Origin of the sequence: Roseofilum sp. Guam, assembly GCF_017746735.1 — a bacterium.
In the GTDB taxonomy this organism is placed as follows: Bacteria; Cyanobacteriota; Cyanobacteriia; order Cyanobacteriales; family Desertifilaceae; genus Roseofilum; species Roseofilum reptotaenium.
In genome coordinates this window covers 1-26,171 of sequence record NZ_JAGHZN010000013.1, presented here as the reverse complement: position 1 = coordinate 26,171, position 26,171 = coordinate 1, and the positions used below count along the sequence as shown (strand labels likewise).

Below are 26,171 nucleotides of genomic sequence, written 5' to 3'. Positions count from 1 at the left end.
CGGAAAGATAAATCCGTCAGAACGATCGCGCCTCCAATGTATTCGGTAAAATTTTTTTGAGCAGAGGACTAGGCGCGATCGGGGCCACCCGGAAAAATTTGGCCCTAGATTGTCGCCCAACAAACCCTAAGCAGAGAACGCCATGACTTCAGAAGAATCCGACCTGAAACTCTACGACCTGATTATTATCGGTTCTGGCAACGGTGCCTGCGCTTTCTTGAGCCATTATCTGGCTCAATCAAAGAACAACAATTCCCAGGTGCTAGTTCTGGAACGGGGGGATAGCTTCTTTAACACCAGCGACATCACCCACCAAATTAACTGGACTAAATCCTACGCTGAGGGCAATATTTTTAAATTGCATAATGCCCTAACTCCCGACGGGAAACCGATCATTTCTGGCTGGGCTTGCACTATGGGTGGGGGCGGCTCCATTAATTACACCATGATTCACGAGTCGTCGAGGTGGCTGGCGGAGCATCTCGGCCATAACGAATCCTACTGGGACGAACTCAAGGCCGAGCTAAACGCCAAGTTTGAGCGCCCCGACCCCTCTATTAACGAAACCCCGGTCACTCAGCATATTCTTGATGCTGGTGAAGTTGCTGGCTTTCAAGCCCCCAACCCTGGTCACCGCATTGAGAATATTCCCAGCTATCAGGATTACCAAAGCTACTCCGATCGCCAAGCCAAGCAGCTCTACCAGTTTCCCACCCAGTTCAACCCCTTTGGTCAACGTACCCATAGCGGTGTCTCAATTGTCGATTGGGACGACCCTCGCCTGGAACTTAAGACCCGTTGCCAGATGGAATCTCTGGAATTTGCCCCGATTGACTCTCCCGAAGCTGACGGCTCATTAGCCCAATGCGTGGCTGTGCAGGCGAGATTTCTTGATCGCGACCAGACCGATCTCATTCGCATTCCCCTGACCACCGGGGGTAAAGTCATCCTCTGTGCCGGTGCAGCCAGTCCCCGCCTCTTAATGCCCTATCGCCAAACGTTGCAGAATGAGGCGATCGGCCAGCAGGCCAGCAGGCCAGCGACCATATCGTCCTGCCCCTGGGAATTTATCTGCTCGACAAAGACCGGAAAGTCTCCCCCAAGGATGTCTATGGGCCAGTCTTTGCTACCACAGTTGGGCAGCCCGAGGAGAGCGAGCCGGGAACCGCGACAGTCTGTTGCTTTGACTTTTTTACGGGGAATTTTGAGAAGCTCTGGTACATTGTCTCTCACCTTTATCTGGCATTTTTGCTGCCCAATTGCCTCAAGCACGTCGTGCTGCGTACCCCCTGGCTGTTTGCAGTCGTTAAAAATACCGTGCGGATTTTGATTTCTATCCTCAACTTTTTCATCAATCTGGGGGCGGGGATTATAGACCTGCTCAATGGCAGACCTTGGGCTGCCGAGAAAATCGAGCTAATTACGGCGATCGTCAAATACAACCCAGCTTGCACCGGAGAATACGAGGATAAGGATTCTCGCATTACCCTGGACTTCTTTGCAGAAGAAGAAGTCCAGAAAACCCAGAAACGCTTCAACCAGGACAAAACCGTAGCTAAAACAGTCATTGCCCAGCAGTTGCCCTTGATGGAGCAATTGGGCAGGAAGCCACCGGGCATTGTGCAGTTTATATTCCGCTGCCTTACCAAAATTCCTTTTACTCAAGAACAGGTCGATCGCTATGTGGAAGCCTACAGCAAGCGGTTCTTGCTCTCCGAGCAGCATATGGCGGGAGGCTGTTTGTTCGGTAGCGCTCTGGACTTGGGAGAAAGCGATCGCACCCAAACCGGCAAAGTTAAAGGCTCCAGCAACCTGCATGTAGCGGATCTATCTGCCGTGCCCCTGCCTCGCATTAGCCCTCAGATGACCGCTTATTTGGTCGGGTTTCATGTGGCCAAGCAGCTTTACCCAGACAGCTCCAGCTAAACCCTCTACGGGAAACTTAGGGCGATCGCAGAGTTAATATGAGGCTTGCTATATTAGTAGCAACAGAATCATTGCTATCGCAGAGAAAGAGTCGGTTAGGACTCCCGTTCAATACTGAAACCTAGCTACCATAACCTATTCCCCATTCCCTAGCGCGCAGCGCTATACAAAACCTCCCATGACAAAAGAAACCGACTTGCCGGTACAGGAATCGGACGATAAGCTGTTGAACTCCCAGTTCCAACGCATCGCCGTGTTTTTCGCGATCTCCTTTATTGGATTCGGCTATATTTTAAGTACACTTGCTGAGATAGCGAGTCCTTTAGATGACCGTACCTGTATTACGGGGCCTTGGAAACTTGCCTTGATCTTGACCCATGTCTTGGCCTTTGTCCTTATCCCTCTGGCTATGAAAATCTTCTACCAGGCATTAACGGCCTTGCAACAGTCCAAAAGTGCAATTTTTGCCTCCCAACTGGGCTTATCATTCATCATGGTCTCAATCGCCTCAGAAATTGGTTGGCATGTGACTCAGTGTTGGTACTACCAAGATCAATTCACAATGCTGAATTTCATGTTTTATTTCTTCCTGCTTTCAGCCTTTGCCCTATGGAGCGACGGACTAGCTATTAGCAATACTTGGGTCACTCAACTGCTCAATATTGTCTTCGCAGTGAGTTTATTAATCGTTTCAATTCTGTATCCCCTAGGTAGTATAGCCGAAGCTCACCATGACCCTAACGCTACTCTCTACAAAATTCCCATCTACATTGCTCTGACCTTGATTTTTAGCGTGCTAACCTATCGTGGCTACAAACTCCTTGAAGATTGGCGGATTATTTTCTTCCCCATTTTCTCAGTAGGAGTCAATTTGTTTTTCGTGTTTTTACTGCAAAAATATGGTGGTGACCCCTATCACGACCCTCACGTCACCGCCAACGCCCTATTTCATATTTTGCATGACTTGGCGGGAACGGAGACGGGGGTTGCAATCTTTACCGGGCTGGTTTATCTCAAAGGACGTGCGGCCTTATCGGGTGAAGACCGGAATAAGCCTGCATAAGCCGACCCTATAAAACTAAGTAAGTAGGTGATAATAATGTCGATATCTTCATCTCAAGATTCGAGCTGCCCGAACGTACCGCCAGAGGATGGCTATTATGTATATCAACACGGTAGCCATGCCGATGGCACTTTTATCCGAGTGTATGTCCCGGAAGCTGCTGAAAATTCCGAGACCAAGCTGAAGGTCATCCTCTATTTACATGGATTTGCCCTCTGTATGCCCTCCTTTTATGAAGAACACCTCGTTCAGTTAGTGAAGAAGGGATATATTGTCTTTTTCCCGGATTTTCAACGCAGTTTTTATCCCAATACCCCACCGCAAGCCCCTACCCCAACTCGACCGACCCTCAAGCATTTGCAAATTTGGCGGTCTCTTGGCAAAGAGTTGTCAGCTATATCGGAGGAGGACTCTTTACCAACCCATAAGATTAACTCTTTGTTTAGAGACGAAGGGAGCGATGCGGATTTAGAATCTGGAATGTCTGAATTCAGCGTGAGCGCTGCCAAATTAAAGTTGGTGGTTCTACCGATCTTAATTATCCTGACAATCTTGAGCGTTCTCAGTTGGTTTCAGCGGGAGTATGGGAAGAACTTAATCCATCTTTTATCTACGGTGGCGTTAAGTTTAGCCTATAAACCGACAGAATGGCTGGATGAAGCGATCTCCCTCACGGAAGATGCGTGGAACGATCTGCGCCAGCAGGAGCGCTATTCCCATTGGCAAGAGGAAAAGCTGGATGCCTTTGCCTTTGGTCATTCCTTGGGAGGGCTACTTGCCCTGAGCCTGCCCTGGCATCTTAAGGACAAGCCCAACCATCCATTTTTTCCCCAAAAAATCGTAACGGCAGATCCGGCGGCAAATACGGAGATGGGGATTCCAAAATGTGCTATTTGGATCTTGAAGTTATTTGGCTCTCCCTTCACAGAGGAACCTATTCTGATTAAGAATACCGGCGAAAGTCTGACAGAACCTGTAGCAATTTTGCATGGCGGAGCCGATAAGTTGGTTCCGCCTAGCCAATGGGTTGCGGCTTCCGGGGATAAGGGTTCTAATTATGATGCGATCGCCAGTAAGGAAAAGGCCATTTACTTCTCCTATTCCAACCCTGATAAGCAACCTCCACTGAAGGCATTCCACAACCAAGCGGTTACCTGTACGGAATACTATGGTGATGCTCTGTTCAAAAACTTCGGTGGTGTCAAAAAAGGAGCGAATGCCTATAACTGTCAATATATTTGGCCTGGTGTTGACAAGATTTTCAACGGTACGGCCACACCAGAAAATCTTCGATCACATCTCAAAACCGATGATTTTCAGGTAGAGACAACTCCGCCTCAAGATTCCGGCAAACTCTGGAAAAGGCTTGCGTGGATTTTGGGGGCTATTCTATTGCTTAGATTGGGGTATTGGATCTACGGGATAGTCTAAAGCCACAGTCTAGTCGATTCAATTCAACAAGATTGATACAATCATGATTGGTCTATTGTAGGGGCGAACGGCCGTTCGCCCCTACAGATATTGATTTTAAAATAAAACATATATCTGTCTTTAGTTATTATGGTCACTCTTACTGGATACGAGAACTTAATTCTCATTCACAATAGTGATAACTCGCAAGTGTATCGCGCTCGAAGAATCAGCGATCGCCAACCGGTCATCATCAAAGTTCTCAACCGAGACTATCCCACCTCAGAGCAGATTCGACGCTACAAACAAGAATATCAGCTTATTAACCAGTTAGCCTCTCCCAAGATTGTCAAAGCTTATAGCCTTGAAAAATGGCAAAGAAGCGTGGCGATGGTTCTGGAAGATTTTGGAGCAATTTCCCTGAAACAATGGCTGCAAGAGCGTAAGCTAGTTTCTCTGGAGGAATTTTTATGGCTGGCGATCGCCATTACCGAGAGCTTGGGAGAAATTCACTCAAAACATATTATTCACAAAGATATTAATCCAGCCAATATTGTGCTAAATACCGAGACCAAAGAAGTGAAAATCATTGATTTTGGTATATCTACCCAACTGAGTCGAGAAAATCCAACCCTAAAAAATCCCAACGTTTTAGAGGGAACCTTGGCTTATATTTCCCCGGAACAGACCGGTCGAATGAATCGCAGTTTAGACTATCATACGGATTTTTATTCCTTGGGAGTCACTTTTTATGAACTGTTAACCGGGAAATTACCCTTTATCGTTGAAGATGCCTTGGAATTAGTTCATTGTCATATTGCTAAAATGCCCGAGGTATTAGGGAATGGGCAACGGGTAACAGAGAACGGGGAAGAAATTCCGCCAATTCTGGCAGATATCGTTTTAAAATTGATGGCGAAGAATGCCGAAGAACGCTATCAGAGTGCCGAGGGATTGCAAGCTGATTTAGAAGAATGCCGCCGACAATTAAAAGAGACAGGAAATATTTTCCCCTTCCCCCTAGCTCAAAAAGATATTGCTGCTCGCTTTCAGATTCCTCAAAAGATCTACGGACGTGAAGCAGAAACCACGACTTTGCTCAAAGCGTTCGAGCGAGTAGCTGAGACAGGAACAGTCGAACTGATGTTGGTCGCGGGTTACTCCGGTATTGGCAAATCCTCTCTAGTACAGGAACTCTACAAGCCCATCACTGCACATCGGGGCTATTTTATTGCCGGGAAATTCGATCAATTTCAACGCAATATTCCCTATTCAGCCCTGGTTGCTGCTTTTGGCTCCCTGGTGGAGCAATTATTGGGAGAAACTGAGGCTCGGTTGCAAGTCTGGCAAGAAAAAATCTTGAAGGCGCTGGGAAATAACGGACAAGTTATTATTGATGTGATTCCTGAAGTGGAACTAATTGTTGGCAAGCAACCAAGTGTGCCCACCCTAGGGGCCAATGAAGCCCAAAATCGCTTTAATCTGGTTTTTGGAAACTTTATCCACGTTTTCTGCGATAAAGAGCATCCTTTGACTCTCTTCCTCGACGACTTGCAATGGGCGGATTTGGCAACCTTGCAACTGATGGAGCGGATGTTACTTGAAGCGCAAACCGAATATCTCTTGCTGTTAGGTGCTTATCGGGATAATGAAGTTTCTGCCGGTCATCCTTTGACAATATCCCTGGCCAAACTCCAGCAAAACAAGAGCGAGGAGATCGCACAGGTTACTTTAAACCCTTTGCCCCTCGACCAAATTGCTGCTTTAATCGGCGATACTCTCCAGCAAACGTCTCAAGCTGTTAGCGACTTGGCTCAGTTAACGCTAGAAAAAACTGGGGGAAATCCTTTCTTCATCAATGAGTTTTTACAAGCATTGTATGACGAAGACTTGTTCCAATTCGATCGACAAGGGAGATATTGGCAATGGGATCTGGCCGCGATCGCGGCGAGGGGCTTCACCGATAATATCGTAGAATTGATGGTAGAGAAACTGCAAAAATTACCTCCATCGAGTCAAGACATTTTATCCCTAGCTGCTTGTTGCGGTGCAGAATTTGACTTAGAGCTTTTGACCTGGGTCTGCGAGCGATCGCCTCAAGAAACCTTCGATCTGCTAAAAATAGCACTCGATCGCGGCTTCATCTTGCCTCTGTCAGAACTGGATGAAAACCTGTTGATTAAGTCCTATAAGTTCGGTCACGATCGCATCCAACAGGCCGCTTATGCTCTGATTCCAGACGCTAGAAAAGAATCACTTCATTACCAGATCGGACGAACTCTGCTCCAAAACATACCTTCAGAAGACAGAGAAGAGAACATTTTTGAGCTAGTCGGCCAATTAAATGATGCAACGGCTTTAATCACCAAGCAAAAAGAACGGGACGAACTTGCCGAACTGAATCTCGTGGCCTGTCGCAAAGCCAAGGATGCTAACGCCTATCAAGCGGCTAGCGAGTATGCCAACACCGGATTATTGTTGCTAGGTGAAACCGGTTGGCAGCGGCAATATGAAATAACTCTAGCATTCCACGAACTCGCGGCTCAATTGGCTTCGCTATGCGGCGATCTTGAGGCGATGGAAACGTTTATTGAACTCGTGATTGCCCGGGCAAAACAAATCCTAGAAAAGGTTAAGGTTTATCGGATCGCGATCGTCTCAAAAGTCTCTCAAAATAAACTTAAAGAAGCTATTGCCATAGCCCGACAATTACTGCAACAGTTAGGGGTTACTTTCCCTGAAACTCCGACCGAGAATGATATTCAAAAGGCACTTGCAGAAATTGGAGAAATAATTGGGGCAAGAAAAACTGAAGACTTAGTTAACCTGCCAATTATGACCGATCGGGAAAAGATCGCCATTATGGAGGTGATTAATAGTATTATATCAGCGGCTCATATTTCTTCTCCTCTCTTATTGCCATTACTGATTTCCTTATCAGTCAAGCTATCGATTCAATATGGCAATACATCGACCTCAGCTTATGCTTATGCCTACTATGGTGCGCTATCTTGTATTCGCCTCCAAGATGTCGATACAGGGGTAAAGTTGGGTCAGTTGGCACTACAGATCGTATCAAAACTGGATGAAAAGGTCATAACGGCTAAAGTCTTATGCATAATCGTTTTTTCTGTACTACACCGCAAATTTCATACTAAACAAACCCTATCCCTAATGCAGGAGGCTTATACATCAGCTAGCGAATTTGGCCAATTAGAAGATATCGGATATGCGGCTCACAATTTTTGTCTCAATGCTTTCTGGTGCGGTCAGTCCCTTAATACATTGAATCATGAAGCGAGTGCCTACTGTCTGACTTTGGTGCAACTGAATCAATCAATAACCGCGAATTACTGTCGAATCCATTGGCAAACCCTTTTGAATTTGCTGGGGTTTGCAGATGATCCAACTAGTTTGTCTGGAGAGGCTTTTCAAGAAGCAGAATTTGTGCCTAGACTCATCGCTACCCAGGACTTGCTTGGCTTGTTTATGCTCTATTTATACAAGCTAATGCTTTGCTACTTATTTGAGGAAATAGAATTAGCTCAAAGTGCTGTTCAGGAAGTAAAGTGCTATTTAATGGCTAGCTCTGGAACCGTTGGCGAACCTGCTTTTCTATTCTATGCTTCTTTAACCGCGATCGCTGCTTTGAATTCGGAATTCGAGGAGGAAATATCAGAAGGACTCCAACAAGTTGAACAAAACCAAACAGAACTGCAACAGCAATGGGCACATTATGCTCCCATGAACTACCAACATAAGGTGGATTTAGTAGAAGCGGAAAAATGCCGAATATTAGGGAAAAAAGCAGAGGCGATCGAGCTATACAACAAGGCGATCTCTGGAGCCAAAGAAAACGAATACATCCAAGAAGAAGCTTTAGCCAACGAACTGGCTGCCAAATTTTATCTAGATTGGGGTCAGGCAATCGCTGCTCGCGCTCACATAATGGAGGCTCATTACTGCTACTCTCATTGGGGAGCAACAGCGAAGGTAAAGCACCTGGAACAGATGGAAGTAAGCTATGCTGATACGCTTTGGGGCGCTTCGACTAAAGTTAACCGCTTAAACTACCAGTATTCAACTTTATTCACTGCTTTACCCAAACAGGATTCCGGTTTTTCTGAGATCCAAACCCAAACATCTAGTGAAAAAAATCTGCATAAAACCTTAGATATAGAAACCGTATTTAAGGCGAATAGGATAATTTCGGGAGAGATTGTCTTAGATAAATTGCTCGTCGATTTGATGAAAATTATCCTCCAAAATGCTGGGGCACAAACGGGCTGTTTGATGATGGTCGATCGAGGAAGTTTAGTGATTCAAGCCTGGGGAAATATTAACTCTGAAGAGATTAGGGTGCTTCAAGAATTGCCTGTAGAAGAATCGACTTTAGTTTGCCATGCTATTGTCAACTATGTGGCAAGAACCCAGGAAAGTGTGGTATTGAATGATGCGTCACATTCTGGAGCGTTCACTCAGGATAGTTACATTCAAACCCATCAGCCTCAATCAATTCTCTGTGTGCCTCTGGTTAATCAAGGTAACTTAATCAGTATTGTTTATCTAGAAAACAACTTAACAATTGGGGCTTTCACAGATGAACGAGTTAATATAGTACAGGTGATTTCCGGACAGGCGGCGATCGCCCTAGAAAATGCATATTTATACCGAAATCTAGAGCAGAAAGTTGCAGAAAGAACAGCAGAGCTGGCTTTAGCTAATGCGGAGATTAAAACCTTAAATGAACAATTAACCTCGGAAAACCGACGCTTAAGTTCCGAGTTGGATGTGGCGAAAAAGATTCAACAGATGGTATTGCCAAAAATTACGGAATTAGAAGGTATTGAAGATTTAGAAATCGCTGGCTATATGGAACCGGCTGATGAAGTAGGAGGCGATTATTACGATATCTTAAATGAAGGGGATCGGATCAAAATTAGTATTGGGGATGTAACCGGTCATGGTTTAGAAAGTGGGGTGTTAATGCTTATGGCTCAAACAGTAGTGAGAACGCTACAAAATATGCATGAAAGCAATGCCATCCACTTTTTAGAAATTGTTAACCAAACCCTCTGCCAAAACTTAGAGCGCATGAACTCGAATAAAAATATGAGTTTGGCAATTCTCAATTATCAAAAGGGTTTAATTAAACTGAGTGGACAACATGAAGAAATTATCGTGGTGCGAGCGAATGGAGAATTAGAGTTAATTGATACTCTAGATTTAGGGTTTCCAATGGGTTTAGATTGGCACATCAGTGACTTTATCCATGAACAGGAGTTGGTCTTAAATCGAGATGATGTGCTAATCTTATACACGGATGGAATTACGGAAGCAGAAAATCTAGACAACCAACAGTACGGACTAGAACAGTTAACTCAATTGGCACAACAACACGGTCAACATTCAGCCTCTCAAATTCGCGATCGGATTATTGAGGATGTGCGCGAGTTCATTGGAGAACAGAAGGTCTTTGATGATATTACGTTGGTGGTCTTAAAACAACGATAAACTTTAGGTTGGCTAGATTTCCTCAAAAATCTAGCGATCTGTCTATTATCTGCCCAGAAATCAAAGGATAAAATCGGGTTTTCTTTATCCAGTAACCAGTACTATAAATCCGTTTTCTCGATTAACGGTCGAATATCATTAAGGTCAATATAGCGATCCGTCGCATTACGCAGTTCCCTAGCAATCATGCCTTCCGTCGATACGACTGTAATATGGGTACTTTTGGAACGCAGTAACTCAATTGCTCGCTCAAAGTCCCCATCCCCACTAAATAAAATTACCCGGTCATATTGCTCGACCGTATTAAACATATCAATAACAATTTCTATATCTAAATTTGCTTTTTGGGAATACCGACCTGAATGGTCATCATAATATTCCTTAAGGATTTTTGTCCGTACGGTATAACCTAAACTAATTAAGGCATCTCGAAATCCTCTTTGATCTTGAGGGTCTTTAATTCCTGTATACCAAAAGGCATTGGCGAGATCCATTTCTTCTTTGCCTGCAAAGTATTCTAAAACCCGTTTTGGATCGAAAAACCAGCCATTTTTTTGTTGAGCATAGAACATATTGTTTCCATCAACAAAGATCGATACACGATTTTTATATCCCATAAAATGTTCTTCCTAGACTATTTGAGGTGCATACGAGGTCATTAACGGTCGGCAAAGTCGCTAACCGTTCCAACAAAAAACCCACCCCATCCAATTGGGCCGTTTAGGCCTATTTGGGGGGGCACTATTGAGCGCTAAAGTAGAAAATTCAGGAGAAATTTAGACCTGAAAATGGAGTCAATAGAATTGAGGGTAAAAATTGAGTTGTAAGGGTTTTAATAGAAAAAACAAAGCGATAAAGTCGCCTAAAAATCATACAAGAATAACGAGACAGAATCGATTAGAGAAGGGTCTCTAATCCGATTTAGATCTCTAAATTCTGCTTCTATTATGACAGAAAGTCTTAGCTTTTGCTCAAGAGTTAGGAAATTCTGTGGCAATGGGGTGTTGGGGATAAGAACACCAATCACTCCAACTGCCAGCATAGAGTTTTTCTTGGGGTCTTCCAGCTAGAGCTAAGGAAAATAAGTTAACACAAGCCGTGACTCCAGAACCACAATATACCCAGAATTCTGAATCGACAGGATAGTCTTGCCATCGAGCTTTGTGGTAGTCTACGGATTGCGTCCATCCTGATTCAGTCGTAATCTCTTGCCATGGGTAATTCATTGCGCCAGGAATATGACCGGCTACCGGATCGATGGGTTCAGTTTTGCCGATGTATCGGTCATAGGCTCTGGAGTCTACCAGAGTCACATCCGATCGTTCTCCTAATTGCTTAATCGCTTCACAATCAACAACCCAACTGGATTGAATCTGAGGTATAAATTTTCCGGGCTGTTTTGCTACACCGGGTTCACGACTGGTCAAATATCCGGCTTCTTGCCAGCCTCTCCAACCCCCATCTAAAATTGCAACTTGTTCGTGGCCTAGATAGCGCAGTAGCCACCAACAGCGGGAGGAAAATGCCATACGGGAGTTATCATAGGCAACAACTAACGTCTCCTCGGATTTAACCCCTAATTGAGAGAGTTTGGCTGCCAATGCGTCTGGATCGGGCAACGGATGGCGACCACCATGGGTTTGTACGGGACTGGATAAGTCTTCATTCAGCTGGAGATAAAAGGCTCCAGGAATATGCCCCGCTTCGTATTCTTGTTGCCCTTGTTGCGGGTTGGCAAGGGAGAAGCGGCAATCAATAATGATGATTTGAGGGTCTTCTAGGTGTTCAGATAACCATTGTGGAGTAACGAGAAGGGAGGGAAAGGTCATATCAATTAAACATTAAAACTTAAAAATGGGTTTGGGGTAAGTTTACTCGTCACGAGGGCAATGTTCAATTTACCGCGATCGCGGATTCTCCAGCAAGAGGCTCAGGCCGTTGAGGTGATAGCCTATTTCCTATTGCTATTCGTGCCTATTCCCTGATGGATCAAATAACGCCTTTTACCCCTCAACCCACTGGTGATGGATCGTGGACATTCTTTTCCCCGGAATTTGGGGAACTGTTTCATTCCCACCACGGAGCGAAGCAGGAAGCGAAAAAGAAGTTTGTGGAACCGACTCGACTGGCGGAGCGCTCCCTCAAAGGTGAGGTCAGTTTGCTCGATATCTGCTATGGACTGGGCTACAATAGCGCCAGCGCCCTCGAAACTCTGTGGTCGGTCAATCCCCAGTGTCAGGTGAGTTGGGTGGGATTAGAACTGGATAAACGGGTGGCAGAAACGGCGATCGCCCATCAATTTCACGCAAACTGGCCCCATCCCATTAACACCCTTTTGCCCCAACTGGCCAGCACTGGAGAAGCTACTACGCCCCAATTTACCGGCACACTCCACATCGGTGATGCTCGCCAAACCCTAGCCTCTGTCATTGCCCAAGGCTTCCAAGCGGATGCTATCTTTCTCGATCCTTTCTCTCCTCCCACCTGTCCCCAACTCTGGACAGTAGACTTTCTGAACTTAGTCGCCCAAGTCCTCAAACCCGATGGCTACTTAGCGACTTACTCCTGTGCAGCTTCGGTTCGCGCTGCTCTGAAATTAGCCGGATTTCAGATCGGAACGACCTCCCCAGTGGGCAGAAAATCACCCGGAACCTTAGCCCGATTTGGCTCTAACGATCTGATGCCCTTATCCGAGCAAGAAGAGGAACATCTGCAAACTCGCGCCGCCATTCCCTATCGAGATCCTACCTTAACCGATACGGCTGAAGTGATTCAACAGCGCCGAAAACAGGAGCAACAAACCCGTACCCTAGAGCCAAGTTCTCACTGGAAAAAGCGTTGGAGGCTAATGAATAAAGTGAATTTCTCAAAAAAATCGACTTGCCACAGGCAAGAATAAGGTCAAGGGTAAAAGGGTAAATAGAGCAGAGGGCAATTAGTCTTGGGAGGGGAGATGGACAACACGCAGCCCGATACTGAAGTCCTGATTGCCGGGATAGTCGCTGCTCCGAACAGCAGAGCGACAACCCCAAGGGTCGATGTCCCAAGAACCACCACGTACAATTCTTTGGCGATCGCTCTCCAATAAATTGACTAAAAAATCATTATAGAAATGATAGCAATTATCATTCTGTTCTTTGTCCCATACTAAACCGTCTTCTGGCGCTCCTTCATAATTCTCATAGCAGGGATCTGCACACCATTCGTCAACATTGCCGTGCATATCATATAGGCCAAACTCATTGGTCATCTTAAAATAACCAACAATAGTTGTTTCTTCTCGATACTCTCCTTCTGGCCCTTCACCATAAGTGTAGTCACCATCATAATTAGCAATCTCTGTCGTTAGGGTTTCTCCAAAGTGGAATGGGGTTATCACTCCACCGCGACAGGCATATTCCCATTGAGCTTCTGAGGGGAGGACATACCGTTTCTTGGTGTATTGAGATAAGCGGGCACAAAACTCTACCGCATCTTTCCACGATACTTTCTCTACTGGTCGATGGTCTCCTTTGAAATACGATGGGTCAGGATTGAGTTCTTGTTCAATTGTTGGGATGTTGTTGACTATTGCCCTCCACTGCGCTTGAGTGATGGCATAGCGCCCCATCCAGAAACCAGAGAGATAAACTTTGTGCTGTGGCCCTTCATTATCGTAGCGATCTAATTCATCCTCTGGTGAACCCATGGTAAAGGTTCCTGGAGGGATTTGGACTAACTCTAGCTTCACTCCCTCTGGTAGTTGTTCAATCACTCCAGAAAACTCTTGTTTGCACTTGCGAATCACCCATTGATTTCTGTCGCGGCGCTCTACAGTACCGATATCAGAGGTAAAGGTTATCGGCGCACTTAGGTGGTTTTCCACTTTAATAAATCCCGATTGATCCCCTCGTATATCATTGAGTATACCTTGATTCTGGAAGTTATTAATATATAGAAAAACGGAGAATGACAAAAGAGGAATAATCCAGATGAGTCATCAAGCCTAATCTGGATTATTACACTGTAGCTACAATAAGCCCAATTTCTCTAAGACAGGTTCTGTCGAAACCACATGGCGCTCTAACCCCAAGTCTTGGGGAGAAAGTCCCAGAGCCAAACCCACTAACTGGGGTAAATGGAGGACGGGTAAACCCAAAGGTTGCTCAACCACCCGCGCAACTTCCGGTTGCCGGGAATCCAGATTCAGGTGACAGAGGGGACAGGGAGTGACTAAACAATCGGCTCCAGCGGCGATCGCCTCTTGCAAATGCCCCCCTGCCATCTTAAACGACTCCGTCGTCGCATAGCTAGAAATCGGCCAACCACAGCATTGAGTCCTGCCTCGATAATAAACCGGACTCGCCCCCACAGCCTCAAACAAGTTTTCCATTGACCGGGGATCGTGGGGATTTTCCCAAGTCGTGTCCTGTCCGCGCAACAGATAACAGCCATAGAACGCCGCACAATTTAAGCCCTTTAGGGAACGACTCACCCGCTTCTGAATCGCCTCTAAACCATAATCAGCCACCAGTACCCAGAGTAAATGCTTCACTTGAGTTGAACCTTGGTATGGGCTACATCCCTGTTGTTTGAGCAACCCATTGACCTGTTCCAAGTAATCTGGATTCTCCTCTTGAGAGTGCTTTAATCGCTCATCCACATGGCCAATCACGCCCTGACAAGTGCTACAATGGGTCAGAAGAGGTAAATTAAGTTCTTCTGCCAAAGCAATATTCCGGGCATTTACCGTATCTTCTAAGAGTTGCGAATCTTCCTTAAACGTGCCCGAACCACAACAAGAAGCCTTTTTGAGTTCCAACAAATCAATGCCTAATGCTTTGGCAACTTCTCCCGTTGATTGGTATAACTCTCGACAAGCTCCCTGGGCAACACAGCCAGGAAAATAAGCATATTTCAGGGAGGAGGAGAGGGATGATGTAACCATGGGCTGTTCTCTATTCACACAACACAAGACCTTTAACACTGTATCGCTCTGGCAACCGACTAGGGTAATCTTCATCTAAAGTTAAGGTCTAACCTCAAGGTAAGAGCCGTCATAATCGAGATCTCAGAAGGTTACCCCAGCTAACCTAGAGGCCCATCTTCAAAACTCGCTGCAAAATTACCTGCAAAGTAACCCTTTCCGATAAGATCAAAAAATGCTTAGAATGATAAGTTGCACAGTAAACCAGTTAAGCCAATTTATTAAGGAAGAAATTAAGCCATGTCAGAGACAACATTCGACAGAGTCCAAAAAATCGTTGCCGACCAGCTCGGAGTAGAAGCGGAAAAAGTCAAACTAGAAGCCAGCTTTACTGAAGATCTAGGTGCTGACTCTCTCGATACCGTAGAGCTAGTTATGGCTCTAGAGGAAGAGTTTAATCTTGAAATCCCCGATGATGCCGCCGAGAAAATTGAGACCGTCAAAAACGCTGTAGACTATATCGAAAAGCAAGGAACCCCTGCCTAAATCTGACTTTTATTGATCGCTAACTTTGTCTTTCGTCCTTTGTCCTTTGTCCAGATGGCAATCGACGAATGGCAAATGACGAATGACGCAAGTTTTAAGAAAAACCCATGACACATTTGGAACAAAAACGGGTAGTTGTGACCGGACTCGGAGCAATCACCCCCATAGGCAATACGCTAAAAGACTATTGGGACGCACTACTACAGGGCAAAAGTGGAATTGGGCCGATTACCCATTTTGATTCGTCTAACCATGCTTGTCAGATTGCGGGAGAGGTGAAGAACTTCGATCCCCATGAGTATCTAGGGCAGAAAGAAGCGAAACGGATGGATCGCTTTGCCCAATTTGCTGTCTGTGCAAGTCAACAAACCCTTGAAGACGCTCAGTTTGAAATTACCGATTTGAATGCTCATCAAGTGGGTGTGATTATTGGTACAGGAGTAGGTGGAATCAAAGTTTTGGAAGATCAACAAGAAACTTACTTGACAAAAGGCGCGAAGAAATGTAGTGCTTTCATGATTCCGATGATGATTGCCAATATGGCAGCCGGATTAACAGCTATTAAAACAGGGGCTAAGGGGCCGAACTCTTGTACCGTAACCGCTTGTGCTGCCGGTTCCCATGCCATTGGAGATGCCTTTAGACTGATCCAACAAGGATATGCAAAGGTCATGATTTGTGGAGGTGCAGAAGCAGCCGTCACGCCTTTGTCAGTCGCTGGATTTGCTAGTGCCAAAGCTTTATCTACTCGCAATGATGACCCCAGTCGAGCTTCTCGTCCCTTTGATCGAGACCGAGACGGGTTTGTGTTGGGAGAAGGGACAGGGATTTTGTTACTCGAAGAACTCGAACATGCTCTCCAGCGTAAAGCCAGAATTTATGCAGAAATGGTCGGTTATGGGATGACCTGTGATGCCTACCATATGACCAAACCAGTTCCTGGAGGGGAAGGAGCCGCTAGGGCAATTTCCTTAGCCTTAAAAGATGCTGGGATTACACCCGATCAAGTCAGTTATATTAACGCCCATGGAACGAGTACCTCCGCTAACGATCCCACAGAAACTCAAGCGGTAAAAACGGTACTCGGCAAAAGGGCTTATGAAATCGCCATGAGTTCGACTAAATCCATGACGGGACACTTATTGGGAGGTTCAGGAGGTATAGAAGCCGTAGCTACGGTAAAAACGATCGCCGAAGATCATGTACCGCCAACTCTGAATTTAGATAACCCAGACGAAGAACATGGATGTGACCTCGACTATGTCCCCAATGAATCTCGGAAAATGCCCGTAGAGGTGGCTCTATCTAACTCCTTTGGCTTTGGAGGTCATAACGTGACCCTGGTCTTCCGCAAATATCGTTCCTAAACCTTGCACATAACCTCAATTGATTGCCCATCGATCCCCCTAATGGGAACATGGATGTAGAGCATGGGCTAATCCTAAGATCTTGAGATTAGGAGAGGTCTAATTTGTCCAGCCTCTGTACAACAGTATAACCAGCAAAGAACTATGGCCGTTGCAACCCAATCCGTTGAACAACTCTGTATTAACTCGATCCGCTTTCTAGCTATTGATGCCGTTGAGAAAGCCAAATCTGGTCACCCTGGCTTACCCATGGGAGCGGCTCCCATGGCGTTTGTGCTGTGGGATCAATTTATGCGGTTTAATCCTAAAAATCCTCATTGGGTCAACCGCGATCGCTTTGTCCTATCGGCGGGTCATGGGTGTATGCTTCAGTATGCCCTATTGCACTTGACCGGTTACGATCAAGTGACCCTAGAAAGCTTACAACAATTCCGCCAATGGGGTTCAATTACTCCCGGACATCCGGAAAACTTTGAGACCGAAGGCGTAGAAGTTACTACTGGCCCCCTAGGACAAGGGATTGCCAATGGAGTCGGTTTGGCCATGGCTGAAGCTCACTTAGGAGCTAAATTTAATAAGCCAGACGCTAAACTGATTGACCATTACACTTATGTAATTCTAGGTGATGGTTGTAACATGGAAGGGGTGTCAGGTGAAGCCTGTTCCCTGGCTGGACACTTAGGACTGGGCAAACTGATTGCTCTCTATGATGATAACCACATCTCCATTGATGGTCATACCAATATCTCCTTCACCGAAGATGTGGGCAAACGATTTGAAGCCTATGGTTGGCATGTACAGCACGTTCCCGAGGGAAATACCGGTCTAGATGCGATCGCCGCTGCTATCCAAGCCGCTAAAGACGTAACCGATAAACCCTCACTGATTAAAGTCACCACCACCATTGGTTACGGTTCTCCTAACAAAGCCAATACCCACGGAGTCCATGGAGCAGCTCTAGGAGGAGATGAAGTCCAAGCAACCCGCGACCATTTAGGTTGGACTTATCCTCCCTTTGAACTGCCCCCAGAAGCCCTCGAACGCTTCCGTCAAGCCATTGACAAAGGGGCAAGTGCTGAAGCCGAATGGAACCAAACCTTAGCCACCTACAAAACAAAATATCCAGCAGACGCAGCCGAATTCGAGCGCATCACCTCCGGAACTCTACCCGAAGGTTGGGCCGATGCACTGCCGAGTTATACCCCAGATGATGGGGGAATGGCCACTCGTAAGCACAGCTATACCGTTCTCAATGCCCTCGCTCCCGTACTCCCTGAACTAATCGGGGGTTCGGCGGACTTGGCTCCTTCCAATTTAACCCTCATGAAGGTCTCTGGAGACTTCCAAAAAGGCAAATACGAGAACCGTAACCTGCGCTTTGGAGTACGCGAACATGGAATGGGAGCCATCTGTAATGGGATTGTTCTACACAAAACAGGCTTAATATCCTACGGTGCAACCTTCCTAGTCTTCACCGACTATATGCGAGCAGCCATTCGCCTATCAGCCCTCTCAGAAGCCGGAGTCATTTGGGTGATGACCCACGACTCGATTGCCCTAGGAGAAGATGGTCCAACCCACCAACCCGTGGAAACGATTTCCTCCCTACGAGCGATTCCTAACCTGTTGGTCATGCGTCCAGCAGACGGGAATGAAGTCTCTGGAGCTTACAAAGTCGCCATTGAAAACCGTAACCGTCCGACTTTGTTAGCCCTCACTCGTCAAACTGTCCCTAATCTTCAGGGCAGTGGCATTGACCAAGTGAGCAAGGGTGGATATGTACTATCCGACTGTGAAGGGACTCCCGATCTAATCCTCATTGGTACAGGGAGCGAAGTATCTTTGTGCGTGAAAGCGGCTGAACAACTGAGCGCTGAAGGTAAAAAAGTGCGCGTCGTTTCTCTGCCGTGTTGGAAACTCTTTGATGAGCAAGATGAAGCTTATCGCGAATCTGTATTACCGAAAGCCGTGACCAAACGGTTGGCTGTTGAAGCGGGAACGAGCTTTGGTTGGCATCGCTATCTATCCTCAGAAAGCGATATGGTCAGCATTGACCGATTTGGAGTGTCCTCTCCTGGCGGTACAGCTATGGAAAAATTTGGCTTTACTGTTGATCATGTGGTCGCTCGGGCCAAAGCTCTACTCTAGAGCCAATGACCGGTTAAACCCAGTCTAATCTTCGATCAGGAAGAAGGAGATACTCTCTTCTTTCTTCCTGGTTTCCCTATTTGCCTATCCTCTTATTGCCTATTGCCCTTTGCCCTCCAACTCTTGAGCAAGAATCAGGATAAAAAGAATGCCACAAGCAACCTGGGGGCTGCTCCTCAAAGTTCTATCCTCCTCTGTCCTTATTTCTTTTGCCATTAAGTATGGTGGAAGTTGGCTTCCCCTGGCAGCTAACCCCATAAGCGCCCTAACGTTAATTCTTTTGCCCACCCTGGTGATGTTGGCCCTATTTGCCTGGCGAGGCCTCCCTTAAATACTTTTATTATCCTGATTTTGTGCGAATGAAGAATAAGCCGGTATTCTAGAATTAGAGCGAATTATCCATGCAGATTATAATTCGTACTTAAATCTCTGTGCGATCGCTCAAACCGGTAGTCAAGGCTTTGATCTAGCTCCGGAATTAGCAAAAATCTGCCCCAGGAGGGAATTTCTCTCAGACCGTCTCGCTCAACGGCCTTTACCCATCCTCTTCCTCTGATCGGAGTCAACTAGCAGCGCCCATGTTTATTCTCAAACGGCAGGATGTTGAACTTTCCAAAATTCAGCACCCCAGCGCAGAACAACCCATCCCCATCCTTACCTATCAGGGACAAACCTATCGCCTGCTCAAAGTATTTGAAGCCCATCAAGCAGAAGAAGCCAAAGCCCTGTGGCGAGATTTAATTGACAATAAAGGGAAAGTCTCTGTATTGCTCCAAGAACCAGAACGTCATAGCGTTTGGGGTAAAATTCGCCTCGATCAAGGTGAAGAAGGCTCAAGTTCCGATCAGGCTCTGCCGTTCCTGTTCACTCAAGGTGTTTTTTTAATGGCTCAAGCGGTGGTGATCGATATTGAAGACCTGTTGGGGCCCAAACAAGCCAAAGCATTTGAAAAAAGTCTGACTCAAGTCTTTCAACAATGGAATTTACCCCATGCTGGCTCGGAGGAAACCATTGTACAACTGATCAGCGTTGACCCTCTAGAAGATGGGTTCCCCACTAACGCTTGGAAAGAAGTCGATCTGAGTAATTTTTTGCGGGAAGTGCATCGCTTAGGCAAAGACTACTTTGGCAACACCAGTTTTGCTGTAGGTGCAATGGAAGTCTTAGACGATTTGTCCGATAGCGATCGCCAATCTTTCGTAGACTGGTTAAGACAATCGGGATTAGCAAAACTTTGGAAAGAGTAATTGACTTTCATCTGCTATCTGCCCATAATCTTCCCAATTTCCCCTAAGATGTCAATAATACCTTAAACCTGCTAACGTTGTGGTTTATCTCCAGCGGCTAACACCTGTCATGAGTTCAGGGAATTTCTATGAGTAGTTCTGCCCAAAAATCATCAAAATCTATCTTTACCACCCAATCCATCGTTTTAGCTGGAATCACTTGGGGAATCCTGTCCCTATTGTTTTTCCTCCTCTTCAGTGCTAACCCGCCCAACTGGTACTCTCCCTTAACCTACATTTTTGGATTCGTTAGCAACCTCGCAGCAGCTTTCCTGTGTTTTAGAAACTGGAAAAGTCCTCAAATTGTTAGCGGTCGGAGTGTTTGGTTAGGTATCGGACTAGGAATGTTCTTCTACTTCCTGGGAGATATCTTGTTTGGCATATGGGAACTGGTCTTTAACCAAAACCCTGCGGTGTCCCCTGGAGATCTCTTCTATCTCATTTCCTATATCTGTCTCTCGGTGGGCTTATTTTTAGCCGTAACTACCAGACGGCTTAATTTAGAACCGAAGCAATGGCTGATTGTGGCAGGAATTTTTCTCACGTCAACATTACTAGCAGTTTGGCTATCCCTACCTACAGGCGTAGATGCTGAGGCCACATCGGCTGAATCGGGAGCAACTCAAACTCAAGTAGAAGTTGCAGCAGCGCCAGCAGAAACGCCAGAAAACCAGAATGTCCCAGAAATAGTGCTTAAACTTGAAGAAAGCCTTCAACCCCTAGAAAGTGTTGTCACTCTGCTTTACACGATTTTGGATGTACTGCTCTTAATTGCCGCCAGTACGGTATTACTGGCCTTCTGGGGGGGAAGAACCTCTCAATCTTGGCGGATGATTGCTGCGGCTGCCTTTTCCCTCTATATTGCCGATATGTGGTTTAAATATGCGATCGCTCGCGTACCGGACTACGAAAGTGGTGGACTCCTAGAAATTTTTTGGATCTTTAGCCCTATTCTATTTGGGATTGGTGCAGCCCTAGAATTTGACTTGTCTACTCGCTCAACTCGTCGTAGTCGCAGACGAGGCTCGAATTAATTCAATCAAGTTCTATACAAATTTAGTTTCCTTTCTAGCCATTGATTGGGTATTGTGGAAAAGAGATCATTTTTACAAGTAACGACTTGGTGTTCTCTTGCTGTCTTGTCTACGGTGAAGTAGTCTTATGTCTCCAAGAAAACTAACAGAATCTGAAAAAGTCGATATCATTAAAACCTATCGTGAGACAGTAGAGACCACTTCAACTTTGGCAACTCGCTACAGTGTTAGTAATTCTACGATTAGTCGCTTACTTAAGGCCCGTCTGCCAGCCGCCGAATATGAAAATTTGGTGCAGCAAAAACGTGCTGCTGCGGGTAAAGGTAAAATGCCAAGTGTCTCAAATGTGAGTGAACCGGAGTCCCCTAAAGCTTCTCAACCTGAAGTGCAACAGGTCGATCTTCGTTTGGCTACTCCTGCTTCGGATGCAAAAGTTGATGCGGATGAGCAAGAGGATTTATCTTTGGAGAGCAAACCGAAAAAAGTGCGATCGCGTTTAAATGCAGTAACGGATAGCTCTGAGAAAGTCATCCACCCTTCCATACCTGGTTTGAATCTGGTTAGCTCCGATCTGGATACGGAGAATGGTGAGGAAGATGAGCAGGAATACTATGCCCAAGCGAGTACCTTACGAGAGTTGCTGGGAGAAGATTTAGATGAGGAAGATCTCGATGAGGATGAGGATGAAGATTACCTGGATGATGATTATTATGAGAGCGCTCGGTTAGCTATCCCTGGAGGTATTCCGGCTAAAGTGGAGGTTCTGCCTCTCTCAGAAGCAGCTTTGCCCAGAATTTGTTATTTGGTAATTGATCGGGGAGCAGAGTTGATTACTCGTCCGTTGAAGGAATTTGCACAGTTGGGCCAAATTCCTTCTGCTGAGGTGAGTGAGCGGACGTTACCAGTGTTTGATAATCATCGGGTAGCGCGCCGATTTTCTCGCCGTAGTCAGAGGGTGATTAAGGTTCCCGATAGCCGCATGTTACCGAAGACTCGTCCCTATTTGTACGCGAAGGGGATTACACGGTTGTTGTTTGATGGCCAGGTGTATTCTTTAGATCAGAATTAATCCCATCTGGAAGGGTCTAGATCTTGTGGTTCAGAGAAGGGGGAGGTCTTGTTGCTCCCCCAAGGGAGAATGAGAAGACCAGCAAGAAGTCCAAGAGATGCACTAAAGGCTAAGAGGATGCCTACCGGGATCTGTACGGACTCAAAAAGCAGGAATTTGAGGGATACAGGGGTGGCATTCTGGACGGAGAGAATGGCGATCGCACTAATCCAAACACTCAGCAGTAGGGTTAGACTCAGATGACGGGCTATCATAACTAGAAAAAATAACTCAGGGTAGCATCTGAACGGATTATATAGCGCTGGGCGCTGGTAATGAGGATTCGTCAGAGGTTAAGGGGAGGAATAGGGAATAGGGAATAGGGAATAGGGAATAGGCGATAGAAAATGTCGTAATATCCTGGGCACTGCCATATCTTGACGATCAAGTGGGGAAATATCGCAAAACGTATCGTTTTTTATTGTTTTGTCAACACAGTGGCACGAATCTCTAAGGACAGGCTATTATCAGGATCTAGGTTTAGTTAATTGGTTATTGCGCGAATCAGTTATGGGTGAAGCGAAACGCCGTAAAGCTGCTCTAGGAGAACAGTATGGCCAGGAAAAGACCATCTTACCCTGGTTACCGATTACCCAACCACAAGCCGACCGGTTTGTCAAGTGGACAAGCACTGGAGCTTGGATTGGCATTGGGGTCATGATTGCAGTATGGGTGATAGTTCGGTTTATTGGCCCCGGTTTTGGCTGGTGGCAAGTGAACTAATCATTCGAGGGAAAACCCAAGTGTATCTCAGAATACGGTTTACCCAAGAAAATGCTCTTATGGTTAAGCGGAGTCCATTCGCGAGAACGTTGGTTAATCCCTAGATCAATTCTAAGAAATCTGAGAAAATTCTTAAGAAATTATAAAACCGTCTAGAATAGTGTGGTGAGTGGAGGAAAATAAAGGTGTTTATCCGATTAGCACACCAACATAGACAATTTGTCCAGGATCTGGTCATGAGCCTTCAGGCGTTGGCTGTTGTTCTGGAGCGCCAAGGGTATTTAGCCTCGTGCTATACCTGTGGAGATCAAATGAATAGCGCATCCTTTATGGTGAGCTTAGGAGATAACCATCTGATTCGGTTTTTGGTTTCTGATTATGGGATTACCTGGACAGAAATGCGCGATGACCGAGAGCTGATGAAACTCGAAGGTGCAGAGGCGATCGCTCAACTGCAAGAGTTAGCCAATCTAGCGAAACGGGATAAACTGCCCGAAGACCCCCCGTTAACGGGTGCGGTTCCTCAAAAGGCAAAGTCTTCTGGCATGAAGGTTCTTCCCAGAGTAGGATAAGAAAATAATTGGTTCTATGATTGAGCGTACTGGTGGATTTTCTGCCAGGATGTTCCTTGTGCGCTTCAGTTGATGGGTAGAAAACTAAAGAGTTTGCTGCTTGTCTCTTCATTGCAGGGGACTAGGGTATAGTGACCCTAAAATCTGCATCCTTGAGATAGACTCAACTTCTATAGCAGTGAAAGAGTTGATCAGGACAGTGAGGTTATGGTTTGAGGCAATAGGCAATAGAAAATGTCCTAACTCTCCCTCTCTCTGCTATGATGCGATTTCTCTTTAAGCCTGCTATTTATCGATCATTGGGAGATAATTGGCTTAGATCCAATTACTAAGGGCATATTCAGATAGAAATGGGATCATCTAGCAAGTCTAATAGCTGTGCTTCTGTTAGTTGGGTGATGTTTAGTCCTTGTGCCTTGGTTAACTTGGAGCCAGGGTTATCGCCAACAACCACATAATGGGTTTTGGCACTGACAGAACTGCTGACTTTCCCCCCTGCTGCTTCAATACGGGTTTTGGCTTGCGATCGCGTTAAAGTAGGCAGTGTCCCCGTCAGCACAAAGGTTTTGCCGGTGAGAGAAGGAGATGGTAGGGGCGAAAAATCTTTTGCCCCTACAGCAGAGAGGGATAACCCGAGTTCTTGCAACCGTTGGATGAGGGTTTGATTTTCGGGAAGTTGGAACCATTCAGCGATCGCCGCGCTCATTTCTGAACCAATTCCATATACGCTCTCTAAGTCGCTCTCTGTAGCTTGGGCGAGTTGTTCGATGGAAGGAAAGGCGTTACATAAGAGTTTGGCATTCGTGGCTCCCACATGGCGAATGCCGATCGCATACAAGATACAATGCCAAGGGCGCGTTTTGGAAGCGGCGATCGCTTGGACGAGCTTTTGGGCAGATCTCTGAGCCATACGGTCTAGTTGCATTAAATCATCAATCGTTAATTCGTACAAGTCTGGGAGCGATCGCACCAACTGTTGCTCGACCAATTGCGCTGCTAGTTTTTCCCCCAAGCCATCAATATCCAGGGCATCCCGACGCACGGCATGGATGAGAGCGCCGCGCAGAATGCCGGGACAGGAAGGATTGATACACCGTAGCACAGCTTCGGTCTCCAGTCGCACGACCAGTGAGTTGCACTCAGGGCAAAGGGTGGGAATTTCGTAGCGAGTGGCTCCAGGGGGGCGCAATTCCGGTAAAACGCGCACGACTTCGGGTATGATTTCCCCCGCTTTGCGGACGATTGCCGTATCGCCAATACAGAGATCGAGTTCAGCGATGCGATCTCGGTTGTGCAACGTAGCACGTTTGACCGTGGTTCCCGCCAGTTGGATGGGTTCGAGTTCGGCTACGGGGGTGAGCGCTCCTGTTCTCCCTACCTGCACCGTCACGGATTTAACGACTGTGGGCAACTCTTCGGCGGGATATTTGAGGGCGATCGCCCAGCGGGGGAATTTGTGCGTAAAGCCGAGTTGGGTTTGCAACGCTAGAGGGTTGAGTTTCACCACCACGCCATCGGTGAGATAGGGGAGTTGGTGGCGATCAGTTTCCCAGCGCGTATAATATTGTTCCACTTCGGCTAAAGACGGGCAGAGGGTGCGATTGGGATTGACCTTAAATCCCCAACCTGAGAGCCATTTTAGGGCTTCCCACTGGCTTTGGGGCAAATTTGAGGTTTCCGGCAAATGAAGGGTGTAGGCGAAGAAATCTAAGTGGCGAGCGGCGACAATTCGGGGGTCGAGTTGGCGCAGGGTTCCGGCGGCGGCATTGCGGGGGTTGGCGAAGGGGGGTTCGCCCGCTTCCGTGCGTTCCTGATTGAGACGGGCAAACACTTCTAGACTCAGAAATGCTTCGCCCCGCACTTCGACGCGCTCCGGGATGGCTTCCCCGGTTAAGCGCAGGGGAATGGAGCGAATAGTTTTCACATTGGGGGTAATGTCTTCTCCGATGGTGCCATTGCCACGGGTTGCGCCACGCACGAGTATCCCATTTTCGTAGGTTAGGGCTAAGGCAGAGCCATCAATTTTCAGTTCGCAGATATATTCGGGCGGGGTTTCGGAGGCAATAGAACCCGCGTGGCGCATCCATCGGTCTTGCCATTGGCGAAACTCGGCCAGGTTAAAGGCATTTTCCAGACTGTAGAGGGGAACATGATGCTCGACAGAGGTAAACTGCTGTGCGGGGCGATCTCCCACACGCTGGGTGGGACTCTCCGGTACAATCAGGTCAGGATATTGGGTTTCCAGCTCTTGGAGTTGGCGATAGAGGCGGTCATAAACACTATCCTCCATAATCGGATTATCGAGAACATAATATGCATAACTGGCCGTTTGCAACTGTTCCCGCAGCCGAGTCACCTGTTGCACAATTTCCGCAGAAGCCACAACACCTTACCCCATTGAGCGATGATATTTTAATTCTAAAGGAGAGGCATAGGGGATGGGAGTGAAAAGTCCCTCTCCCGTGGAAGCCAGAAGCCGGGTTTCTCCCAGCAATACCTTGGCCAAAACCGGGTAGGGTGGTTTAAGGCTGATTTTTGGCGATCGTGAAACGATGGAGAGCCAGCTCG

21 protein-coding genes are annotated in these 26,171 nt (G+C 46.5%); 15 read left to right on the top strand and 6 right to left on the bottom strand.

The window, feature by feature from the left end; all coding sequences use genetic code 11:
- Positions 1 to 142: 142 nt before the first annotated feature.
- The 5 genes from J7529_RS06365 (at position 143) to J7529_RS06345 (ending at position 9,913) form a co-directional block, all read left to right on the top strand.
- The gene (locus J7529_RS06365) at positions 143 to 1,330 is read left to right on the top strand and encodes a hypothetical protein (RefSeq protein ID WP_318728291.1); all 1,188 of its coding nucleotides are present in this window, start codon (positions 143 to 145) and stop codon (positions 1,328 to 1,330) included.
- Positions 1,276 to 1,926, top strand: a complete 651-nt coding sequence (locus J7529_RS06360; RefSeq protein WP_318728290.1) for a GMC oxidoreductase — start codon at positions 1,276 to 1,278, stop codon at positions 1,924 to 1,926. Before J7529_RS06365 ends, J7529_RS06360 begins: the two co-directional genes overlap by 55 nt.
- A gap of 178 nt (positions 1,927 to 2,104) precedes the next feature.
- Entirely contained in the window at positions 2,105 to 2,989 is an 885-nt protein-coding gene (locus J7529_RS06355) for a hypothetical protein (RefSeq protein ID WP_318728289.1), read from the top strand.
- 36 nt (positions 2,990 to 3,025) lie between these two features.
- Positions 3,026 to 4,420, top strand: a complete 1,395-nt coding sequence (locus J7529_RS06350) for a hypothetical protein (RefSeq protein WP_318728288.1) — start codon at positions 3,026 to 3,028, stop codon at positions 4,418 to 4,420.
- 129 nt (positions 4,421 to 4,549) lie between these two features.
- Complete coding sequence (locus tag J7529_RS06345) at positions 4,550 to 9,913, top strand: protein kinase domain-containing protein (protein ID WP_318728287.1); 5,364 nt, start codon at positions 4,550 to 4,552, stop codon at positions 9,911 to 9,913.
- Positions 9,914 to 10,014: 101 nt separating this feature from the next.
- On the opposite strand, the gene J7529_RS06340 is transcribed toward J7529_RS06345, so the two are convergent.
- Both J7529_RS06340 and J7529_RS06335 read right to left on the bottom strand, forming a co-directional pair.
- A complete protein-coding gene (locus tag J7529_RS06340; protein WP_271939944.1) occupies positions 10,015 to 10,530 on the bottom strand; it encodes an NYN domain-containing protein in 516 nt (171 codons plus the stop codon).
- 354 nt (positions 10,531 to 10,884) lie between these two features.
- A complete protein-coding gene (locus tag J7529_RS06335) occupies positions 10,885 to 11,742 on the bottom strand; it encodes a sulfurtransferase (RefSeq protein ID WP_318728286.1) in 858 nt (285 codons plus the stop codon).
- A gap of 155 nt (positions 11,743 to 11,897) precedes the next feature.
- Between J7529_RS06335 and J7529_RS06330 the strand changes: the two genes are divergently transcribed.
- Positions 11,898 to 12,812 (top strand): tRNA (5-methylaminomethyl-2-thiouridine)(34)-methyltransferase MnmD, encoded by a 915-nt coding sequence (locus J7529_RS06330; protein WP_318728285.1) that lies wholly within the window; start codon positions 11,898 to 11,900, stop codon positions 12,810 to 12,812.
- Between the two features lie 36 nt (positions 12,813 to 12,848).
- On the opposite strand, the gene J7529_RS06325 is transcribed toward J7529_RS06330, so the two are convergent.
- Positions 12,849 to 13,778 carry a formylglycine-generating enzyme family protein gene (locus tag J7529_RS06325; RefSeq protein ID WP_318728284.1) on the bottom strand — a complete coding sequence of 310 codons (930 nt, stop codon included), beginning with the start codon at positions 13,776 to 13,778 and terminating at the stop codon, positions 12,849 to 12,851.
- Between the two features lie 144 nt (positions 13,779 to 13,922).
- Positions 13,923 to 14,840: a CoB--CoM heterodisulfide reductase iron-sulfur subunit B family protein gene (locus J7529_RS06320; protein WP_318728283.1), complete on the bottom strand. Its 918-nt coding sequence runs from the start codon at positions 14,838 to 14,840 to the stop codon at positions 13,923 to 13,925.
- 279 nt (positions 14,841 to 15,119) lie between these two features.
- Between J7529_RS06320 and J7529_RS06315 the strand changes: the two genes are divergently transcribed.
- The 7 genes from J7529_RS06315 (at position 15,120) to J7529_RS06285 (ending at position 22,269) form a co-directional block, all read left to right on the top strand.
- Positions 15,120 to 15,365 (top strand): acyl carrier protein, encoded by a 246-nt coding sequence (locus J7529_RS06315; RefSeq protein ID WP_271939948.1) that lies wholly within the window; start codon positions 15,120 to 15,122, stop codon positions 15,363 to 15,365.
- Positions 15,366 to 15,472: 107 nt separating this feature from the next.
- Positions 15,473 to 16,732 carry a beta-ketoacyl-ACP synthase II gene (gene fabF, locus J7529_RS06310; protein ID WP_271939949.1) on the top strand — a complete coding sequence of 420 codons (1,260 nt, stop codon included), beginning with the start codon at positions 15,473 to 15,475 and terminating at the stop codon, positions 16,730 to 16,732.
- A gap of 144 nt (positions 16,733 to 16,876) precedes the next feature.
- Positions 16,877 to 18,880: a transketolase gene (gene tkt / locus J7529_RS06305; RefSeq protein ID WP_318728282.1), complete on the top strand. Its 2,004-nt coding sequence runs from the start codon at positions 16,877 to 16,879 to the stop codon at positions 18,878 to 18,880.
- Positions 18,881 to 19,028: 148 nt separating this feature from the next.
- Entirely contained in the window at positions 19,029 to 19,211 is a 183-nt protein-coding gene (locus J7529_RS06300; RefSeq protein WP_271939951.1) for a hypothetical protein, read from the top strand.
- Between the two features lie 247 nt (positions 19,212 to 19,458).
- Positions 19,459 to 20,127 carry an Npun_F0813 family protein gene (locus J7529_RS06295; RefSeq protein ID WP_271939952.1) on the top strand — a complete coding sequence of 223 codons (669 nt, stop codon included), beginning with the start codon at positions 19,459 to 19,461 and terminating at the stop codon, positions 20,125 to 20,127.
- 128 nt (positions 20,128 to 20,255) lie between these two features.
- On the top strand, positions 20,256 to 21,200 hold the full coding sequence (locus J7529_RS06290) for a hypothetical protein (protein ID WP_271939953.1): 945 nt from the start codon (positions 20,256 to 20,258) through the stop codon (positions 21,198 to 21,200).
- Between the two features lie 127 nt (positions 21,201 to 21,327).
- A complete protein-coding gene (locus tag J7529_RS06285; protein WP_318728281.1) occupies positions 21,328 to 22,269 on the top strand; it encodes a hypothetical protein in 942 nt (313 codons plus the stop codon).
- Here the strand turns inward: J7529_RS06285 and J7529_RS06280 are convergent.
- Positions 22,266 to 22,523, bottom strand: coding sequence for a lipopolysaccharide assembly protein LapA domain-containing protein (locus tag J7529_RS06280; protein ID WP_318719738.1), 258 nt, complete (start codon positions 22,521 to 22,523; stop codon positions 22,266 to 22,268). The two genes, J7529_RS06285 and J7529_RS06280, sit on opposite strands and share 4 nt — an antisense overlap.
- A gap of 295 nt (positions 22,524 to 22,818) precedes the next feature.
- Between J7529_RS06280 and J7529_RS06275 the strand changes: the two genes are divergently transcribed.
- Entirely contained in the window at positions 22,819 to 23,031 is a 213-nt protein-coding gene (locus tag J7529_RS06275) for a DUF2839 domain-containing protein (RefSeq protein ID WP_413038823.1), read from the top strand.
- Positions 23,032 to 23,216: 185 nt separating this feature from the next.
- Complete coding sequence (locus tag J7529_RS06270) at positions 23,217 to 23,603, top strand: DUF1815 family protein (RefSeq protein ID WP_271939957.1); 387 nt, start codon at positions 23,217 to 23,219, stop codon at positions 23,601 to 23,603.
- A gap of 340 nt (positions 23,604 to 23,943) precedes the next feature.
- Here J7529_RS06270 and ligA read toward each other — a convergent pair whose 3' ends face one another.
- Entirely contained in the window at positions 23,944 to 25,986 is a 2,043-nt protein-coding gene (ligA, locus tag J7529_RS06265) for an NAD-dependent DNA ligase LigA (protein WP_318728279.1), read from the bottom strand.
- Between the last annotated feature and the right edge of the window lie 185 nt (positions 25,987 to 26,171).

Bases quoted from the DNA above. Each gene is read 5' to 3' on its own strand.
- J7529_RS06340 (WP_271939944.1), bottom strand. From the start codon at position 10,530: ATGGGATATAAAAATCGTGTATCGATCTTTGTTGATGGAAACAATATG.
- J7529_RS06295 (WP_271939952.1), top strand. From the start codon at position 19,459: ATGTTTATTCTCAAACGGCAGGATGTTGAACTTTCCAAAATTCAGCAC.
- J7529_RS06320 (WP_318728283.1), bottom strand. From the start codon at position 14,840: ATGGTTACATCATCCCTCTCCTCCTCCCTGAAATATGCTTATTTTCCT.
- J7529_RS06300 (WP_271939951.1), top strand. From the start codon at position 19,029: ATGCCACAAGCAACCTGGGGGCTGCTCCTCAAAGTTCTATCCTCCTCT.
- J7529_RS06345 (WP_318728287.1), top strand. From the start codon at position 4,550: ATGGTCACTCTTACTGGATACGAGAACTTAATTCTCATTCACAATAGT.
- J7529_RS06355 (WP_318728289.1), top strand. From the start codon at position 2,105: ATGACAAAAGAAACCGACTTGCCGGTACAGGAATCGGACGATAAGCTG.
- tkt (WP_318728282.1), top strand. From the start codon at position 16,877: ATGGCCGTTGCAACCCAATCCGTTGAACAACTCTGTATTAACTCGATC.
- J7529_RS06290 (WP_271939953.1), top strand. From the start codon at position 20,256: ATGAGTAGTTCTGCCCAAAAATCATCAAAATCTATCTTTACCACCCAA.
- J7529_RS06365 (WP_318728291.1), top strand. From the start codon at position 143: ATGACTTCAGAAGAATCCGACCTGAAACTCTACGACCTGATTATTATC.
- fabF (WP_271939949.1), top strand. From the start codon at position 15,473: ATGACACATTTGGAACAAAAACGGGTAGTTGTGACCGGACTCGGAGCA.
- J7529_RS06280 (WP_318719738.1), bottom strand. From the start codon at position 22,523: ATGATAGCCCGTCATCTGAGTCTAACCCTACTGCTGAGTGTTTGGATT.
- J7529_RS06315 (WP_271939948.1), top strand. From the start codon at position 15,120: ATGTCAGAGACAACATTCGACAGAGTCCAAAAAATCGTTGCCGACCAG.
- J7529_RS06330 (WP_318728285.1), top strand. From the start codon at position 11,898: ATGGATCAAATAACGCCTTTTACCCCTCAACCCACTGGTGATGGATCG.
- J7529_RS06285 (WP_318728281.1), top strand. From the start codon at position 21,328: ATGTCTCCAAGAAAACTAACAGAATCTGAAAAAGTCGATATCATTAAA.
- J7529_RS06335 (WP_318728286.1), bottom strand. From the start codon at position 11,742: ATGACCTTTCCCTCCCTTCTCGTTACTCCACAATGGTTATCTGAACAC.
- J7529_RS06350 (WP_318728288.1), top strand. From the start codon at position 3,026: ATGTCGATATCTTCATCTCAAGATTCGAGCTGCCCGAACGTACCGCCA.
- J7529_RS06275 (WP_413038823.1), top strand. From the start codon at position 22,819: ATGGGTGAAGCGAAACGCCGTAAAGCTGCTCTAGGAGAACAGTATGGC.